Annotated in this window: 16 protein-coding genes; 12 read left to right on the forward strand and 4 right to left on the reverse strand. The window is 71.2% G+C overall.

Annotated features, from left to right (window positions below):
* Positions 1-25 precede the first annotated feature (25 nt).
* The gene (locus ACZ5DC_RS27080; protein WP_366759296.1) at positions 26-748 is read right to left on the reverse strand and encodes a M50 family metallopeptidase; all 723 of its coding nucleotides are present in this window, start codon (positions 746-748) and stop codon (positions 26-28) included.
* 50 nt (positions 749-798) lie between these two features.
* Here ACZ5DC_RS27080 and ACZ5DC_RS27085 point away from each other — a divergent pair, with 50 nt between their 5' ends.
* The 10 genes from ACZ5DC_RS27085 to ACZ5DC_RS27130 all read left to right on the forward strand — a co-directional run bounded on the left by ACZ5DC_RS27085 (position 799) and on the right by ACZ5DC_RS27130 (position 10,765).
* Positions 799-1,614 carry an SOS response-associated peptidase gene (locus ACZ5DC_RS27085; RefSeq protein WP_468656893.1) on the forward strand — a complete coding sequence of 272 codons (816 nt, stop codon included), beginning with the start codon at positions 799-801 and terminating at the stop codon, positions 1,612-1,614.
* A 1-nt stretch (position 1,615) separates the two neighbouring features.
* On the forward strand, positions 1,616-2,272 hold the full coding sequence (locus tag ACZ5DC_RS27090) for an alpha/beta hydrolase family protein (protein ID WP_468656894.1): 657 nt from the start codon (positions 1,616-1,618) through the stop codon (positions 2,270-2,272).
* Between the two features lie 255 nt (positions 2,273-2,527).
* On the forward strand, positions 2,528-3,223 hold the full coding sequence (gene sigR, locus ACZ5DC_RS27095) for an RNA polymerase sigma factor SigR (protein ID WP_014674890.1): 696 nt from the start codon (positions 2,528-2,530) through the stop codon (positions 3,221-3,223).
* On the forward strand, positions 3,220-3,531 hold the full coding sequence (gene rsrA / locus ACZ5DC_RS27100; RefSeq protein WP_366751998.1) for a mycothiol system anti-sigma-R factor: 312 nt from the start codon (positions 3,220-3,222) through the stop codon (positions 3,529-3,531). The genes sigR and rsrA overlap by 4 nt, the downstream gene beginning before the upstream one ends.
* A gap of 112 nt (positions 3,532-3,643) precedes the next feature.
* Positions 3,644-4,948: an HD-GYP domain-containing protein gene (locus ACZ5DC_RS27105; protein WP_468656897.1), complete on the forward strand. Its 1,305-nt coding sequence runs from the start codon at positions 3,644-3,646 to the stop codon at positions 4,946-4,948.
* A complete protein-coding gene (locus tag ACZ5DC_RS27110; RefSeq protein WP_468656899.1) occupies positions 4,945-6,216 on the forward strand; it encodes an HD-GYP domain-containing protein in 1,272 nt (423 codons plus the stop codon). Before ACZ5DC_RS27105 ends, ACZ5DC_RS27110 begins: the two co-directional genes overlap by 4 nt.
* Positions 6,217-6,326: 110 nt before the next feature.
* The gene (locus tag ACZ5DC_RS27115) at positions 6,327-7,307 is read left to right on the forward strand and encodes a tetratricopeptide repeat protein (protein WP_171152962.1); all 981 of its coding nucleotides are present in this window, start codon (positions 6,327-6,329) and stop codon (positions 7,305-7,307) included.
* A gap of 65 nt (positions 7,308-7,372) precedes the next feature.
* Positions 7,373-8,023 carry a peptide deformylase gene (gene def / locus ACZ5DC_RS27120; protein ID WP_366751994.1) on the forward strand — a complete coding sequence of 217 codons (651 nt, stop codon included), beginning with the start codon at positions 7,373-7,375 and terminating at the stop codon, positions 8,021-8,023.
* Positions 8,024-8,312: 289 nt separating this feature from the next.
* Entirely contained in the window at positions 8,313-9,398 is a 1,086-nt protein-coding gene (cyc1, locus tag ACZ5DC_RS27125; RefSeq protein ID WP_468656902.1) for an epi-isozizaene synthase, read from the forward strand.
* Entirely contained in the window at positions 9,395-10,765 is a 1,371-nt protein-coding gene (locus ACZ5DC_RS27130; RefSeq protein WP_468656904.1) for a bifunctional albaflavenone monooxygenase/terpene synthase, read from the forward strand. The genes cyc1 and ACZ5DC_RS27130 overlap by 4 nt, the downstream gene beginning before the upstream one ends.
* A gap of 21 nt (positions 10,766-10,786) precedes the next feature.
* Here ACZ5DC_RS27130 and ACZ5DC_RS27135 read toward each other — a convergent pair whose 3' ends face one another.
* Positions 10,787-11,749 (reverse strand): GlxA family transcriptional regulator, encoded by a 963-nt coding sequence (locus ACZ5DC_RS27135; RefSeq protein ID WP_468656906.1) that lies wholly within the window; start codon positions 11,747-11,749, stop codon positions 10,787-10,789.
* A 93-nt stretch (positions 11,750-11,842) separates the two neighbouring features.
* Between ACZ5DC_RS27135 and ACZ5DC_RS27140 the strand changes: the two genes are divergently transcribed.
* A complete protein-coding gene (locus ACZ5DC_RS27140) occupies positions 11,843-12,058 on the forward strand; it encodes a hypothetical protein (RefSeq protein WP_468656908.1) in 216 nt (71 codons plus the stop codon).
* 72 nt (positions 12,059-12,130) lie between these two features.
* A complete protein-coding gene (locus ACZ5DC_RS27145) occupies positions 12,131-12,916 on the forward strand; it encodes a hypothetical protein (protein ID WP_468656910.1) in 786 nt (261 codons plus the stop codon).
* Between the two features lie 6 nt (positions 12,917-12,922).
* Here ACZ5DC_RS27145 and ACZ5DC_RS27150 read toward each other — a convergent pair whose 3' ends face one another.
* Both ACZ5DC_RS27150 and ACZ5DC_RS27155 read right to left on the reverse strand, forming a co-directional pair.
* Complete coding sequence (locus ACZ5DC_RS27150; RefSeq protein WP_468656912.1) at positions 12,923-13,936, reverse strand: ribonucleotide-diphosphate reductase subunit beta; 1,014 nt, start codon at positions 13,934-13,936, stop codon at positions 12,923-12,925.
* Positions 13,936-16,293, reverse strand: coding sequence for a ribonucleoside-diphosphate reductase subunit alpha (locus tag ACZ5DC_RS27155; protein WP_468656914.1), 2,358 nt, complete (start codon positions 16,291-16,293; stop codon positions 13,936-13,938). The genes ACZ5DC_RS27150 and ACZ5DC_RS27155 overlap by 1 nt, the downstream gene beginning before the upstream one ends.
* Positions 16,294-16,318 lie beyond the last annotated feature (25 nt).

Here is a 16,318-nt window from a genome sequence, read left to right on the forward strand (position 1 = left end):
GCCACTTTATAAGGAGGGCGCGCCGTCAACCTTCCAGCAGCCAGCGGCCGCCGCCGATCAGCGAGCACAGCGACACCGCGTGGAAGAGGAACAGCCACAGGCCCGCCGGCACGTGCGTCAGCCGCGACAACTGGTCCGCGTCCGAGTCCCCCGCCCCCGACCGGGACCGCTTGGCCTGGAGCTCGAACGGCGGCCGCACTCCGCCGGACAGCAGGAACCACACCACCGCGTACGCGAACGCGGCCTGCACCCGCGGCCCCGCCAGCCAGGACACCAGCAGGAAGGCCCCGCCCGCGAGGACCACGGTCAGCACGCCGTAGGCGTTGCGGATCATCACCAGCATCGCCACCAGCAGGGCGGTGGCCGCCCACAGCAGGAGGGTGATGCGCCCGGCGGCCAGCAGCGCGGCCCCGCCGAGGCCCAGCAGCGAGGGTGCCGTGTAGCCGGCCGCGGCCGTCAGGATCATGCCCAGCCCGTACGGCTTGCCCCGGCTCACGGTGAGTCCGCTGGTGTCGGAGTGCAGCCGGATGCCGGTGAGCTGCCGGCCGGTGAGCAGGGCGACCAGACCGTGACCGCCCTCGTGCGCGATGGTGATCGCGTTGCGGGATATCCGCCACACCGGGTGCGGGACGACCACGGCGAGGGCGGCGGCCAGCGTGGCCAGCACCACCCACAGGCCGGGATCGGGCTGGGTGCCGGTGAGCCGGTCCCAGAGGTCGGGCAGCGCGGTGGCGGCGAGGCTGTCCATCGGTCGGAGTGGCTCCCTGTACTGGTACGGAATCTGGCAGTGTGGCACGTATGTGCGGACGGTATGCATCGAGTCGTAGGCCCGAGGATCTCGCGGGAGTCTTCGAGGCCGAGGTGTGGGAGCCCGAGGAGACCCTGGCGCCCGACTACAACGTGGCGCCGACCAAGGAGGTCTACGCCGTCCTGGACCGCCCCCTGAAAGACGCGGACTCCCCGCGTCCGGTTCGCCAGCTGCGCCGGCTGAAGTGGGGCCTGGTCCCGTCCTGGGCGAAGACCCCGGAAGGCGGCGCCCGGATGATCAACGCCCGCGCGGAGACCGTCCACGAGAAGCCCGCCTACCGGCGCGCCTTCGCCGCCCGCCGCTGCATCCTGCCGGCCGACGGCTACTACGAGTGGGTCACCGGCGCCCAGGAGCGCGACCTGGAGGTGGAGGGCAGGAAGAAGCGGCCGCGCAAGCAGCCGTACTTCGTGCTGCCCGCCGACGGCTCGGTGTTCGCGATGGCCGGCCTGTACGAGTTCTGGCGCGACCGGACCCTGCCCGACGACCACCCGCGCGCCTGGTGGGTGACCTGCTCGGTGATCACCACCGAGGCGGAGAGGACCCCGCTGGCCGTGGCCCCCGCCGAGGGCCCGGGCTCCCTCGCCGAGATTCACCCCCGGATGCCCCTGATGCTCACCCCCGACCGCTGGGACGCCTGGCTCGACCCCTCCCGCACCGACCCCGATGACCTGCGCGGGCTGCTCGCCCCGCCGCCGGCCGGCCTGATGCGGGCCTACCCGGTCTCCACCGCCGTCAGCAACGTCCGCAACAACGGCCCGGAGCTGCTGAAGGAGCTGGAGGGTCCGGAAGAGGGCACACTCTTCTGACGTGACCAAGGCGACAGACGTGACAGACGTGACCGCACAGACCGTCGGGACGGAGGCCGGGGACGCCCGGATCACCTGGCACCCGGCGAAGAACGCCCGGCTGGTGCTGGCCGTCGGCCACGGCGCCGGCGGCGGCATCGAGGCACGCGACCTCCAGGCGCTCGCGGCGGCGCTGCCCGCCGACGGCGTGACCGTCGCCCTCGTCGAGCAGCCCTGGCGGGTCGCCGGCAAGAAGGTCGCGCCGGCGCCGAAGACCCTGGACACCGGCTGGCGGGGCGTGTGGCCCGCGCTCACCGGGCCGGGGCTGCCGGTGATCTCCGGGGGCCGCAGCGCCGGCGCCCGGGTCGCCTGCCGCACGGCGGCCGAACTCGGTGCGCACGCCGTGCTCGCGCTGAGCTTCCCGCTGCACCCGCCGGGCAGGCCGGAGAAGTCGCGGGCGGAGGAACTGCTGGGGGCCGGGGTGCCCACGCTGGTCGTCCAGGGCGGCAACGACCCCTTCGGGAAGCCGGCGGAGTTCCCCGAGGGTGACTTCCGGCTCATCGAGGTGCCGCACGGCGATCACGGGTTCGCCGTGCCCAAGCGCGCGGAGATCACCCAGGAGCGGGCGCTGGAGGTCGTCACCGGCGCGGTACGGGAGTGGACCGCGTCACTCGGGTGACCCGGGAATGTTGTGCGGTGGGGCCCTGTTGACACGATCGGAAGTGCCGACGCCTTCGGCACCGACGTCGCAGGAGAGGAAGTCCGCCGCATGGGTTCGACCATCTGCCCGGCCCGCAGCAGCCGCACTGACCTGGACTGGTCCGTGCTGCACGCGGCCAAGACCGCTCCTATTCGAGCGGCGGCAGGCACGGGTCGTGTTCTATCCTCCGAATCGAGTGGGATCGGTTTCGGTCCTACCCGTGATCTTGAGGAGGTGGGTCCGGTCACCGGTACCGACGCAGGGACCGACAACGGCCAGGCGGAGCTGCCCGAGGGCCAGGGCGTCAGCGCGGACGCGTCCGATGAGTCGACCGCGGAGCGCAGCGCGCGCTTCGAGCGGGACGCGCTCGAATTCCTCGACCAGATGTACTCGGCCGCGCTGCGCATGACGCGCAACCCGGCCGACGCCGAGGACCTGGTGCAGGAGACGTACGCCAAGGCGTACGCGTCCTTCCACCAGTTCCGCGAGGGCACCAACCTCAAGGCGTGGCTGTACCGCATCCTCACGAACACCTTCATCAACTCCTACCGCAAGAAGCAGCGCGAGCCCCAGCGCTCCGCCGCGGAGGAGATCGAGGACTGGCAGCTCGCCCGTGCCGAGTCGCACATGTCGACCGGTCTGCGCTCCGCCGAGTCGCAGGCGCTCGACCACCTGCCCGACTCGGACGTGAAGGCCGCGCTCCAGGCCATCCCCGAGGAGTTCCGCATCGCCGTCTACCTCGCGGACGTCGAGGGGTTTGCCTACAAGGAGATCGCGGACATCATGGGGACACCCATCGGTACGGTGATGTCCCGGCTGCACCGGGGCCGCCGTCAGCTGCGCGGCATGCTGGAGGACTACGCCCGTGAGCGCGGGCTGGTCCCGGCCGGCGCCGGAGAGTCGAACGAAGCGAAAGGCTCGGGCTCATGAGCTGCGGAGAGCCGCACGAGACGGACTGCAGTGAGGTCCTCGACCACCTGTACGAGTTCCTCGACAGCGAGATGCCGGACGTCGACCGCGACAAGTTCCAGCACCACTTCGAGGAATGCTCGCCGTGCCTGGAGAAGTACGGCCTGGAGCAGGCCGTGAAGAAGCTGGTCAAGCGGTGCTGCGGACATGACGACGTGCCCGCCGACCTGCGGGCCAAGGTCATGGGACGGATCGACCTGATCCGCTCCGGGCAGACCGTGCCGGAGCACGATGTCACCAAGGCCCCGGCGGCACAGCAGGAGTCCTGACACGCCGGGACATATCACCCGAACGTGCTAATCCTCAGGTCATAAGCCCCCCATCCCCCGATTCCGCCCTAGGCTCCGAGCCCTGGAGGAGGCACGGTAGGGGAGGGGCGTGATGGACGCGGTACCGGCAAGGGCGCGCGGCTACGTCGCCGCCGTCGCCCTGTCGGCCGTCCTGTGCCTGCTGCCCCTGCCGGCCACGCACACCCCCTGGGGGGCACCGGCCCTGCTCGCCGGGCTCTACGCGGCCTGCGAGCACGCCGGGCGCCGCCGCTTCGGCGGCACCTTCTATCCCGTGCTGCTCGCCGGTGCGTTCCTGCTGCCCCCGGCGGCCGCCGCGCTCGTCCCGGTGCCCGCCGCGCTGCTCTCCCCGGTCGAGCACCCGCCCGTCCTGCTCCGGCGCGTGTGGCGGGCCGCGCAGCCCGCGCTCGCCGTGTGGGCCGCCGCCCGGACGCACCGGGCACTCGGCGGCGAGGACGCCGTCCTCGGCTCGGACTTCCCCTCCGCGCTGCTGCCCGCGGGCGCGGCCCTCCTCGCGTTCTGCCTGGTGCTCACCGCGCTCGACGGCGGTCTGCGCGCGGCGGTCGGGCTGGTGCCGCTGCGGCGGGCCTGGCGCGGGCTGCCGGCGCGCTCGCCGGCCCCGGTCGCCGTGCACGGACTCGCCGGGCTGATGATGGCCGTGCTCTGGCGCAGCCCCTACGGCCCCGTCGCCGCGCTGCTCGTGCTGCTGCCGATGGGCGTCTCCTGGTGGGTCTTCGCCCTGTACCACCGCGAACGCGCCGCCCACCAGGCCACCATCCGCGCACTCGTCCAGGCCGTCGACATCAAGGACGGCTACACCCGCGGCCACAGCGAACGCGTCGGACACGCCTCCGTGCTGATCGCCCGCGAACTCGGCATGGACGACGACCGCGTCGAGGTGCTGCGCTTCGCCGGCATCCTGCACGACGTCGGCAAGCTGGGCGTGCCCACCCGGCTGCTGCGCAAGGACGGCCCGCTCACCCCGGAGGAGCGGCGGATCATCGAACTGCACCCCGAGTACGGCCACGAGATGGTCCGCGGCATCTCCTTCCTCGGCGAGGCCCGCGCGGCCATCCTCCACCACCACGAACGGCTCGACGGCAGCGGCTACCCGTACGGCCTGGCCGGCGACCGCATCCCCGAGTGCGCCCGGATCGTCGCCGTCGCGGACGCCTTCGACGCCATGACCTCCACCCGCTGCTACAGCAGGGCCCGCCCGGTCGAGGCCGCCGTCGCCGAGCTGGAGCGCTGCGCCGGGGCCCACTTCGACCCCCGGATGGTCGGCGCGCTGGTCCGCGCCCTGCGCCGCTCCGGCTGGCATCCGGCGGTCACCGCCGACGAACCCGCGTACGGCACCGCGCCCGCCGAGCGGACCTCCAGCACCGGGGCGCCCCGATGACCGCCCTGCGGCTGATCCACGGCGCCGCCGCCCTCGTCGCGGCCGGCTCCCTCGCCGTCACCCTCCGAACCGGCCTGCACGACCGGGGCGTCGCGCTCGCCTTCGGCGTGCTCATAGCCGCCGGCGAACTGACCCGCTGGAGCGACGAGCAGGGACAGCGGCAGGCCGCGCCCCTCGGTGCCGCCGGCGCCCTGTCGTACGCCCTGCTGGGCGCCGACGCCGGACGGCCCGGCCAGCACGGAGCCGCCCAGGTCGTCACCGTCGTCCTCCTCGCCACCGTGCTCGGCGCCGTCCCGCACATCTGGTCCGGCCGCAGCCCCACCGTCGACCACCTGGCCCGCCGGATCCTCACCGTCGGCTTCGCCGCCGTCTGCTTCCAACCCCTCTACAGCCAGGGCGTCTTCGCCCACTGGGGCGGCCCCGCCTACGCCCTGCTGCTGCTCACCCTGCTCGCCCTCACCTCCCTGTGCGGTGCGGTCCTGGCCGCCGCGCTCGCCCACTGCCGCACCCGCTGGCCGTTCGGCCCGCTGCTGCGCGAGGAACTGCGCGGACTGCTCGGCATCGGCTCCGCCATCTGCGCGACCGGTGCCGTGATGGCCCTCGCGGTCGCCGTCGTCGGCCTGTGGGCGCTGCCCGTGTTCTGCCTGCCCATGCTGCTCGTCCAGCTCTCCCTCAGCCGGTACGCGGCGGTCCGCGCCACCTACCGGCAGACCATCGCCTCCCTCGCCCGCGCCACCGAGATCGCCGGCTGCACCCCCGCCGGGCACGCCCACCGCGTCGCCGCGCTCAGCCTCGCCGTCGGCCGGGACCTCGGCCTGACCGGACCCGAGCTGACCGTCCTGGAGTACGCGGCCCTGATGCACGACATCGGCCAGCTCAGCCTGGTCGACCCGGTCCCGGCCGGCGCCACCGCCGGCCTGCCCGCCGCGGAGCAGCGGCGCATCGCCCTGCTCGGCGGTGCCGTCGTCCGGCAGACCGGCGTGGACGCGGCCGTCGCCGTCGTGGTGGAACGGCAGGCCGACCCCTACCGGGAACAGCCGCTCGCCGCCCGGATCGTCCGGGCCGTGAACGCCTACGAGGAGCGGACCCGTGACGCCGGTCCCGAAGGCCCGCTGCGCGCTCTGGAGGAGCTGCGGCTCGGCACCGCCGGCGACTACGCTCCCGAGGTCGTGGAGTCGCTCGCCCGGGTGCTGGCCAGGCCACCGGGCGTGCGGGAGCGGGTGCCGCCGCGGCGAACGGGACTGTCTGACCCGCGCCCGGCTGGGTAACCCATGGGTAATGAGCGCCTTTCCCGCGGCACGTGGTTGGATGCGAGGGAGAGGGTGTCCGGGGGCACAAGCCAGCCCACAGCGGGAAATGGAACTGGCAGGCGGGAATCGTGAGGATCTTCGGCAAGGGACGGCACCGGCCCTCCGCCTCCTGGCGGCAGGCCACCGACCGGGCGTTCACGCTCATCGGCGACGGCCGGTACGAGGACGCGGGCGAGCTGCTGACACGCGCCGCCGATCTGGAACCCTGGCTGTCGGAGTCCTGGTTCAACCTGGCCCTGCTGCACAAGTTCCGGCACGACTGGGAGCAGGCGCGCGCGGCCGGACTGCGCGCGGTCGCCCTGCTCGAACGGGAGACCGGGGCGCCCGACTGGTGGAACGTCGGCATCGCCGCGACCGCCCTTCAGGACTGGCCGCTGGCCCGCCGCGCCTGGCAGGCGTACGGGCTGAAGGTGCCCGGGGGAGCCGCGGCCTCCGCCGAGCCCGTCGGCATGGAGCTGGGCAGCGCGGCCGTGCGGCTCTCCCCGGAAGGCGAGGCCGAGGTGGTCTGGGGCCGCCGGCTGGACCCCGCGCGGATCGAGGTGCTGTCGATCCCGCTGCCCTCGTCCGGGCGGCGCTGGGGGGAGGTCGTGCTGCACGACGGCGTCCCGCACGGCGAGCGCACCACCTCGGACGGGCACTCCTACCCGGTCTTCGACGAGATCGAGCTGTGGGCGCCGTCGCCCGTCCCCACCTGGGTGGTCCTGCTGGAGGCGGCCACCGAGGCCGACCGGGACGCGCTGGAGCAACTCGCCGCGGACGCGGGCTTCGCGGCGGAGGACTGGTCGTCGTCGGTACGGCTGCTGTGCCGGATGTGCAGCGAGTCCCGCATGCCGTCCGACGAGGGCGACGGGGTGCACCTGGACCCGCACGACCACAGCGAGCCGGGTCACCCCGGGCCGCTCGGGCACCGGACGGACGGGCAGCTGTGGGTGCCGGAGCGGGAGTGCGGTGTCGCGGCCCCGGCATCCCTCGTGCGGGGGCTTCTCGACGGATGGGTCGCCGACAGCCCGGACTCGCGGGACTGGCGCGATCTGGAGGAGGTCTGCTGAGCGGGCGCCGTACCCTGTATCAGCAACATCTCTGCCCTGTTCTTTGAGGAAGGCGTACGTCGGTCATGGCGCAGCAGGACACCGGTCAGCAGCACGCGGGCGTGCTCCCCGTCGACGGCGAGGGCTATGTCGTCGACACGGAGGACTGCGAGGAGCGCGAGAGGGCCTGGCGCGAGCGCGGCACCTCCCGGCCGATCACGGTCGTCGGCAACCCGGTGCTGCACAAGGAGTGCAAGGACGTCACCGAGTTCGGCGAGGACCTCCAGCAGCTCGTCGCCGACATGTTCGCCAGCCAGCGCACCGCCGAGGGCGTGGGCCTGGCCGCCAACCAGATCGGTGTCGACCTGAAGGTCTTCGTCTACGACTGCCAGGACGACGCGGGCGTCCGGCACGTGGGCGTGGTCTGCAACCCCAAGCTCGTCGACCTGCCCGCCGAGAAGCGCCGGCTGGACGACAGCAACGAGGGCTGCCTGTCCGTGCCCACGGCGTACGCGTCGCTCGCCCGCCCCGACTACGCCGAGGTGACCGGCCAGGACGAGCAGGGCAACCCGGTCAAGGTCCGCGGCACCGGCTACTTCGCCCGCTGTCTGCAGCACGAGACCGACCACCTCTACGGCTACCTGTACATCGACCGGCTGTCGAAGCGGGACCGCAAGGACGCGCTGCGGCAGATGGCGGAGAACGAGCCACGCTACCCCGTGGTCGCCAACGACTGAGCGACGCCGCGCACTCGGGGCGCCCCGTCCGGATCCTTCCTGGGCGGGGCGCCTTCGCGTTGCGGTGACCGCTCGTTCGCGCGTCGTACAAACGGTCCCTTCTGCGCCCCTGGTGATCCTTAACCAGTCACACAAGGGGGGATTCGAGGCGCCTTGGGGTGGTGAATGAGGCAAATCCGTTCCCACGGTGGTCAGTTGTGGTGCTGAATGGAAGTGCGGGACACGCAACGGCGCACGCCCGGCACAACGGGAGGGGTGTGCGCTCCTGGCGGCTGAGAGGGGTTTGTTCGTGCAGGCTTTCCCACACAGCACCACAGCGACGCAGACGGCGGTCACAGTCCCACCCTCACTGGTACTCCCGGTGATCGAGTCCGCCTTTCCACGGCAACTGCATCCGTATTGGCCACGGCTCCAGGAGAAGACCCGGCTCTGGCTCCTGGAAAAGCGGCTCATGCCGCCGGCCAAGGTTCGGGAATATGCCGATGGCCTGTGCTACACCGACCTCATGGCGGGCTACTACACCGCTGCGCCCGACGAGGTCCTGCAGGCCATAGCCGACTACAGCGCCTGGTTCTTCGTCTGGGACGACCGCCACGACCGCGACATCGTGCACGGCCGGGCGGGGGACTGGCGGCGGCTGCGGCACCGGCTGCACGCGGCCCTGGACGCGCCCAGGCACCATCTGCACCACCCCGACCCGCTGGTGGCGGGCTTCGCGGACTGCGTGCTGCGGCTGTACGGCTTCCTGTCACCCACCTGGAACCAGCGGTTCGCCCGGCACTTCCACGCGGTCGTCGAGGCCTACGACCGTGAATTCCGCAACCGCACCGAGGGATGCGTACCCGGTGTCGAGGAATACCTCGCGCTGCGCCGGCTCACCTTCGCGCACTGGATATGGACGGACCTGCTCGAACCCAGTGCCGGATGCGAACTCCCGGACGCGGTGCGGAAGAACCCGGCCTACCGCCGGGCGGCCCTCCTCAGTCAGGAATTCGCCGCCTGGTACAACGACCTCTGCTCGCTTCCGAAGGAAATAGCGGGCGACGAGGTGCACAATCTCGGAATCAGCCTCATCACCCACAAGGGGCTGACCCTGGAAGAAGCGGTGGACGACGTCCGGCGGCGCGTCGAGGAATGCATCGCTGAATTCCTCCTGGCCGAACAGGACGCCCTGAGGTTCGCCCGCGAGATCGACGACGGAACGGTCCGCGGAAAGGAGCTGAGCGCCGCGGTCCAGTCCTGTGTCGGCGCCATGCGCAACTGGTTCAGCTCCGTCTACTGGTTCCACCACGAGTCCGGCCGGTACATGGTCGACAGCTGGGACGACCGCTCCACACCCCCGTACGTCACGAACGAAGCGGCAGGTGAGAAATGACCGTACAGTCGATACAGCCCGCGAACCCCGAGACGTCCGGCCTGCGTGAACCGCCCCTGGCCGGAGGTGCCGTACCGGTCCTCGGGCACGGGTGGAAACTGGTCCGCGACCCGCTCGCCTTCATGTCCCGGCTGCGTGACCACGGAGACGTCGTCCGGCTGAAGCTCGGCCCCAAGACGGTGTACGCCGTCACCACCCCGGCGCTCACCGGAGCACTGGCCCTGAACCCCGACTTCAAGATCGACGGCCCGCTGTGGGAATCGCTCGAAGGCCTGCTCGGCAAGGAGGGCGTGGCCACCGCGAACGGCCCCCGGCACCGCCGGCAGCGGCGCACCGTACAGCCCGCGTTCCGGCTGGACGCGATACCCGGTTACGGCCCGGTCATGGAGGAGGAGGCGCACGCCCTGACCGACCGCTGGAAACCCGGCGGCACCATCGACTGCACCTCCGAGTCCTTCCGGGTCGCCGTCCGCATCGCGGCCCGCTGCCTGCTGCGCGGCGACTACATGGACGAGCGCGCGGAACGGCTCAGCATCGATCTCGCCACCGTCTTCCGTGGTATGTACCGCCGGATGGTGATCCCGCTCGGCCCGCTCTACCGGCTGCCGTTCCCGGCCAACCGCGAATTCAACCGGGCGCTGGCCGATTTGCATCTGCTGGTGGACGAGATCGTCGCCGAGCGCAGGGCATCTGGTCAAAAGCCGGACGATTTGCTGACGGCATTGCTGGAGGCGAAGGACGACAATGGCGACCCCATCGGGGAACAGGAGATCCACGACCAGGTCGTCGCCATACTCACCCCCGGCAGCGAAACAGTCGCGTCCACGATCATGTGGCTGCTCCAGGTCCTCGCCGCACATCCGGAACACGCCGAGAAGGTACGGACCGAGGTCGAATCCGTGACCGGCGGTCGACCGGTCGGATTCGAGCACGTCCGCTCGCTCACACACACCAACAATGTCGTCGTCGAGGCCATGCGACTCCGGCCCGCCGTATGGATATTGACGCGGCGCGCCGTGAGCGACACCGCGCTCGGCGGCTATCGCATTCCGGCCGGGGCGGACATCGTCTACAGCCCGTACGCCATCCAGCGCGACGCCCGCTCCTACGCCCGCCACCTCGACTTCGACCCCGACCGCTGGCTGCCCGAGCGGGCCAGGCAGGTGCCGAAGTACGCGATGAGCCCGTTCAGCGTGGGCAACCGCAAATGCCCCAGCGACCACTTCTCCATGGCCCAGCTGAGCCTGATCACCGCGGCGATCTCCGCGAAGTACCGCTTCGAGCAGGCCGGCGGGTCCGACGACACCACCCGCGTGGGCATCACGCTGCGCCCGCAGAACCTGCTGCTGCGGGCGATGCCCTGGTAGGCCGCCCGCACCGGCGCGCGCTCAGGCGGCCTGCGGGCCCCGGAACGCGCGCCGGTAGGCGTTCGGGGTCGTCCCCAGCGCCCGGACGAACTGGTGGCGCAGCGCGGCGGCCGTACCGAACCCGGTGCGCCAGGCGATGGCATCCATCGTCTCGTCCGTGCCCTCCAGCAACTGCTGTGCCAGCAGCACGCGTTGCCGCAGGATCCACCGGTACGGCGTGGTCCCGGTCTCCTGCTGGAAGCGCCGGGCGAAGGTGCGCGGCGCCATGTGGGCGCGGGCGGCGAGCTGTTCGACGGTCACCTCCTGGTCGAGGTGGGCCTCCATCCAGGCGAGCACCTCACCGACCGTGTCGCAGGGCGCCTTCGGCAGGGGCCGCTCGATGAACTGCGCCTGCCCGCCGTCCCGGTGCGGCGGCACCACCATCCGACGGGCGATCTTGTTGGCCACCTCCGGCCCCTGCTCCTTGCGCACGAGGTGCAGACAGGCGTCGATCCCGGCGGCGGTGCCGGCCGAGGTGATCACGGGGTCCTCGTCCACGTACAGCACATCCGGCTCGACCGTGAGCCGCGGGTAGCGCCGGGTCAGCTGCTCGGCGTTGTGCCAGTGCGCCGCGCACCGCCGCCCGTCCAGCAGCCCCGCCGCCGCGAGGACGAACACCCCGGAGCAGACGCTGAGCACCCGGGCGCCCCGGTCCACGGCCCGCCGCAGCGCCGCCAGCAGCTCCTCCGGATACTCGCGCCGCGTATAGGTCTCCCCGGCCGGCACGGCGATCAGATCGGCCTCTTCCAGCCGCTCCAGGCCGTACGGCGTGGACACGGTGAACCCGCAGTGGGTGCTCAGGACGGGCCCCTCCGCCGACACCACGGCGAAGTCGTACCCGGGCAGCCCGTCGTCGCTGCGGTCGATGCCGAACACCTCGCATACGACACCCAGCTCGAAGGGATGCACTCCGTCCAGCAGCACGGCGGCCACGTTCTTCAGCATGCTGCCAGTGTGCCTCGGCGCTGGCAGGAATTCGAGGCTCTACGGCAGTCCTGCCACTGACGGTAAGGAGTGTCCGGAGCGACAGTGGTGTACATGAACGGAAACCAGATAGAAGGCCTGATCGGAATGCTCGCCACCTTCGGGATCCTGGTCCTGCTGGTCCTCCCGTCCGTGCTCGGCATCGTGCGCGACCGGCGCATCGACCGTCAGCTCCGGGCGGCCGAGCGGCCGGCGGCGCCCCGGACGACCGGGCCGGCGCGGGAGCCCGAGCCCCACGGGAGGCGCCACGGCGCGGCCCGCGCCGCCTGACGGAAGCCGCGTGTGAGAGCCCTGTCTCCCCGCTGTGTAACCTCTCCTCTCCACACCACAAGGGGAGGGAACATGCGAGGCAGAACGTCTCGAACGGCCTGGGCGCTGGCGGGCGGGGCCACGGCCCTGACGCTGCTGACCGCGACGGGCGCCCACGCGGAGGGCAGGGGAGACATCCGTGTCGTGAAGACCGTCGTCAACAAGGGCGGGAACGTGATCGTCGGCACGACGAAGAAGGTCACGTTCCCCATCGCCCTCACGATCAAGGACGACTCGGGCGTGAAGGGCGTGAGCGATGCCGACACCTTCAACTCGGCCTACGTCTGGGGCTTCTTCGAGCGGGCCGGGACCTCGTGCGTGAAGAAGTCGCACACCACGTCGGTGTGCACGGTCACGATGACGGCCGACCCGGTCTGGATCCGCCAGAGTGACGACATGGACAGCAACAAGCTGGCCGGCGTCTGGCAGGTCGACGCCACCGTCAAGGCGAACGACGGCGACTACTGGATCTCCGACCGGATCGCCGAGTACAAGGTGAAGCGTGCCTCGCGGCTGACCACGGACGCCTCGCCCGAGCCCGTCGCCAAGGGCGCCAAGCTGACCGTCACCGGCAAGCTGTCCCGGGCGAACTGGGAGGACCTGAAGTACCACGGGTTCACCGGGCAGGACGTGCGGCTGCAGTTCAAGGCGGCCGGCGCCGCCCACTACCGTACGGTGAAGACCGTGCGCACGGGCGACGCCGGAAAGCTCAGCACCAAGGTCACCGCCACCTCGGCGGGCAGCTGGCGCTGGTACTTCCCCGGCACGACGACGACCGCGCGGGTCGTGTCGGCCGGGGACGCGGTGAAGCTGAAGTAACGGCCGTCAGAAGTCCTCGTCCAGGTCGACCGTGCCCTCCACGGCGACCTGGTAGGCCGACGGGCGGCGCTCGAAGAAGTTGGTCAGTTCCTGGACGCCCTGGAGTTCCATGAAGGAGAAGGGGTTCTCGCTGCCGTAGACGGGGGCGAAGCCGAGGCGGGTGAGGCGTTGGTCGGCCACGCATTGCAGGTACTGGCGCATGGAGTCGGTGTTCATGCCGGGCAGGCCGTCGCCGCACAGGTCGCGGGCGAACTGGAGCTCGGCTTCGACGGCCTCGTGGAGCATGTCGGTGACCTGTTGCCGGAGCTGGTCGTCGAAGAGGTCGGGTTCTTCCTTGCGGACGGTGTCGACGACGTCGAAGGCGAAGCTCATGTGCATGGTCTCGTCGCGGAAGACCCAGTTGGTGCCGGTCGCCAGGCCGTGCAGGAGGCCGCGGCTGCGGAACCAGTAGACGTAGGCGAAGGCGCCGTAGAAGAAGAGTCCTTCGATGCAGGCGGCGAAGCAGATGAGGTTGAGCAGGAAGCGGCGGCGGTCCGCTGTGCTCTCCAGGCGGTCGATCTTCTCGACCTCGTTGATCCACTTGAAGCAGAACTCGGCTTTTTCGCGGATGGAGGGGATGTTCTCCACGGCGGCGAAGGCGGCGGCGCGGTCGTCGGGGTCGGGGAGGTAGGTGTCCAGCAGGGTCAGGTAGAACTGGACGTGGACGGCTTCCTCGAAGAGCTGGCGGCTCAGGTACAGCCGCGCCTCGGGGGAGTTGATGTGCTTGTACAGCGTCAGCACCAGGTTGTTCGCCACGATCGAGTCGCCGGTGGCGAAGAACGCGACCAGCCGGCCGATGAGGTGCTGCTCTTCCGGCGTCAGCTTGGCGAGGTCGGCCACGTCGGAGTGGAGGTCGACCTCTTCGACGGTCCAGGTGTTCTTGATGGCGTCCCGGTAGCGCTCGTAGAAGTCGGGGTAGCGCATGGGGCGGAGCGTCAGCTCGAAGCCCGGGTCGAGCAGGTTCTGGGGTCGGGTGGTCATTACTGGCAGGCCTCGCAGGACTCGGGGTTTTCCAGGGAGCAGGCGATCGCTTCCGGATCGGTGGTCTGTTGTGCGGGGACGGTGGCCTGGGCGGCGCGGGCGATGCGGGTCGCGGGGCGGGAGCGCAGGTAGTACGTCGTCTTGAGCCCGGACTTCCAGGCGTAGGCGTACATCGAGGAGAGCTTGCCGATCGTCGGCGTCTCCAGGAAGAGGTTCAGCGACTGGGCCTGGTCGAGGAACGGGGTGCGGGCGGCGGCCATGTCGATGAGGCCGCGCTGGGGGATCTCCCAGGCCGTGCGGTACAGGGCGCGGATGTCCTCGGGGATCCAGGGGAAGTCCTGGATGGAGCCGCCCGAGTCGCGCAGGGCTTCGCGGGTGCGGGCGTCCCAGACGCCGAGGTTCTTCAGCTCCTGTACGAGGTAGGAGTTGACCTGGAGGAACTCACCCGAGAGGGTCTCGCGCTTGAACAGGTTGGAGACCTGGGGCTCGATGCACTCGTACACCCCCGCGATCGACGCGATCGTGGCCGTCGGCGCGATCGCGAGGAGAAGCGAGTTGCGCATGCCCGTCTCCGCGATCCGCTTGCGCAGGGCGTCCCAGCGTCCGGGCCAGGTGAGGTCGACGTCGTAGTGGTCGGGGTGCAGGACGCCCCGGGCGGTGCGGGTGTGCTTCCAGGCGGGCAGGGGGCCGTTGCGTTCGGCGAGGTCGGCGGAGGTCTCGTAGGCGGCGAGCATGATCCGCTCGGCGATCCGCGTGGAGAGGGCCTTGGCTTCCGCCGAGTCGAAGGGCAGGCGGAGTCTGAAGAAGACGTCCTGCAGGCCCATCGCGCCCAGGCCGACCGGGCGCCACCTGGCGTTGGAACGCCCCGCCTGCTCGGTGGGGTAGAAGTTGATGTCGACCACGCGGTCCAGGAAGGTGACGGCCGTGCGGACCGTCTGGTCCAGCCGCTCCCAGTCGATGTCCCCGGTCGTGGTGTCCACGAAGGCGCCGAGGTTGACCGAGCCGAGGTTGCAGACGGCCGTCTCGCCGTCGTCGGTGACCTCCAGGATCTCGGTGCACAGGTTGGAGGAGTGGATGACGTTGCCGGGTTCGGCGGTCTGGTTGGCGGTGCGGTTGGCGGCGTCCTTGAACGTCATCCAGCCGTTGCCGGTCTGGGCGAGGGTGCGCATCATCCGCCCGTACAGGTCCCTGGCCGCGATGGTCTTCTTCGCCAGGCCCGCCGCCTCGGCCCTGCGGTAGGCGGTGTCGAAGTCCTCGCCCCACAGGTCGACCAGTTCGGGCACGTCGGCGGGGGAGAACAGCGACCACTGCCCGTCGGCGTTGACCCGGCGCATGAACTCGTCCGGGATCCAGTGCGCGAGGTTGAGGTTGTGGGTGCGGCGGGCGTCCTCGCCGGTGTTGTCCCGCAGCTCCAGGAACTCCTCGATGTCGGAGTGCCAGGTCTCCAGGTAGACCGCTGCCGCGCCCTTGCGCCGGCCGCCCTGGTTGACCGCCGCCACCGACGCGTCCAGGGTCTTCAGGAACGGCACGATCCCGTTGGAGTGCCCGTTCGTCCCCCGGATCAGCGAACCGCGCGAGCGGATGCGGGAGTAGGACAGGCCGATGCCGCCGGCGTGCTTCGACAGGCGGGCGACCTGGTGGTAGCGGTCGTAGATGGAGTCCAGCTCGTCCCGCGGGGAGTCCAGCAGGTAGCAGGACGACATCTGGGGGTGTCGCGTGCCGGAGTTGAACAGGGTGGGGGAGGACGGCAGGTAGTCCAGGCGGCTCATCAGGCCGTACAGGGACGCCACTTCGTCCACGGAGCGGGCCGTGTCGTCCTCCGCCAGGCCGCTCGCCACGCGCAGCAGGAAGTGCTGGGGTGTCTCCACGACCCTGCGGGTGACCGGGTGGCGCAGCAGGTAGCGGCTGTGCAGGGTGCGCAGGCCGAAGTAGCCGAAGCGGTCGTCGGCCGCGGGGTCGACCAGCGCGTCGAGGCGCTCGGCGTGCAGCCGCACGAACTCGGCGGTGCGGTCGGCGATCAGGCCCTCGCGGTGGCCGACCGCGACCGACTCGGTGAAGGACGTCACGCCCTGCGAGGCGGCCTCGTCCCGGATGGCGAGGGTCAGCAGCCGGGCGGCCAGCTTCGAGTACGCGGGATCCTCGGAGATCAGGCCGGCCGCGGCCTCCGTGGCCAGCTCCCGCAACTCCGCCTCGTCGGCGCGGGCGGACCGGCCCCGCAGCGCGGCGGCGGCCACCCGGCCCGGGTCGGCGTCGGGCAGGTCGGCGGTCAGCTCGGTCAGGGTCCGCAGCAGCGCGGCACCGGGACCGTCGGTCTCCGGCTCGCTGACTGAGACCGGGTCGGCTGGCGCGATGGTCACGTGGGGCTCTCCCTCGCTCGGCACG

This window comes from Streptomyces sp. NPDC031445, assembly GCF_055581365.1.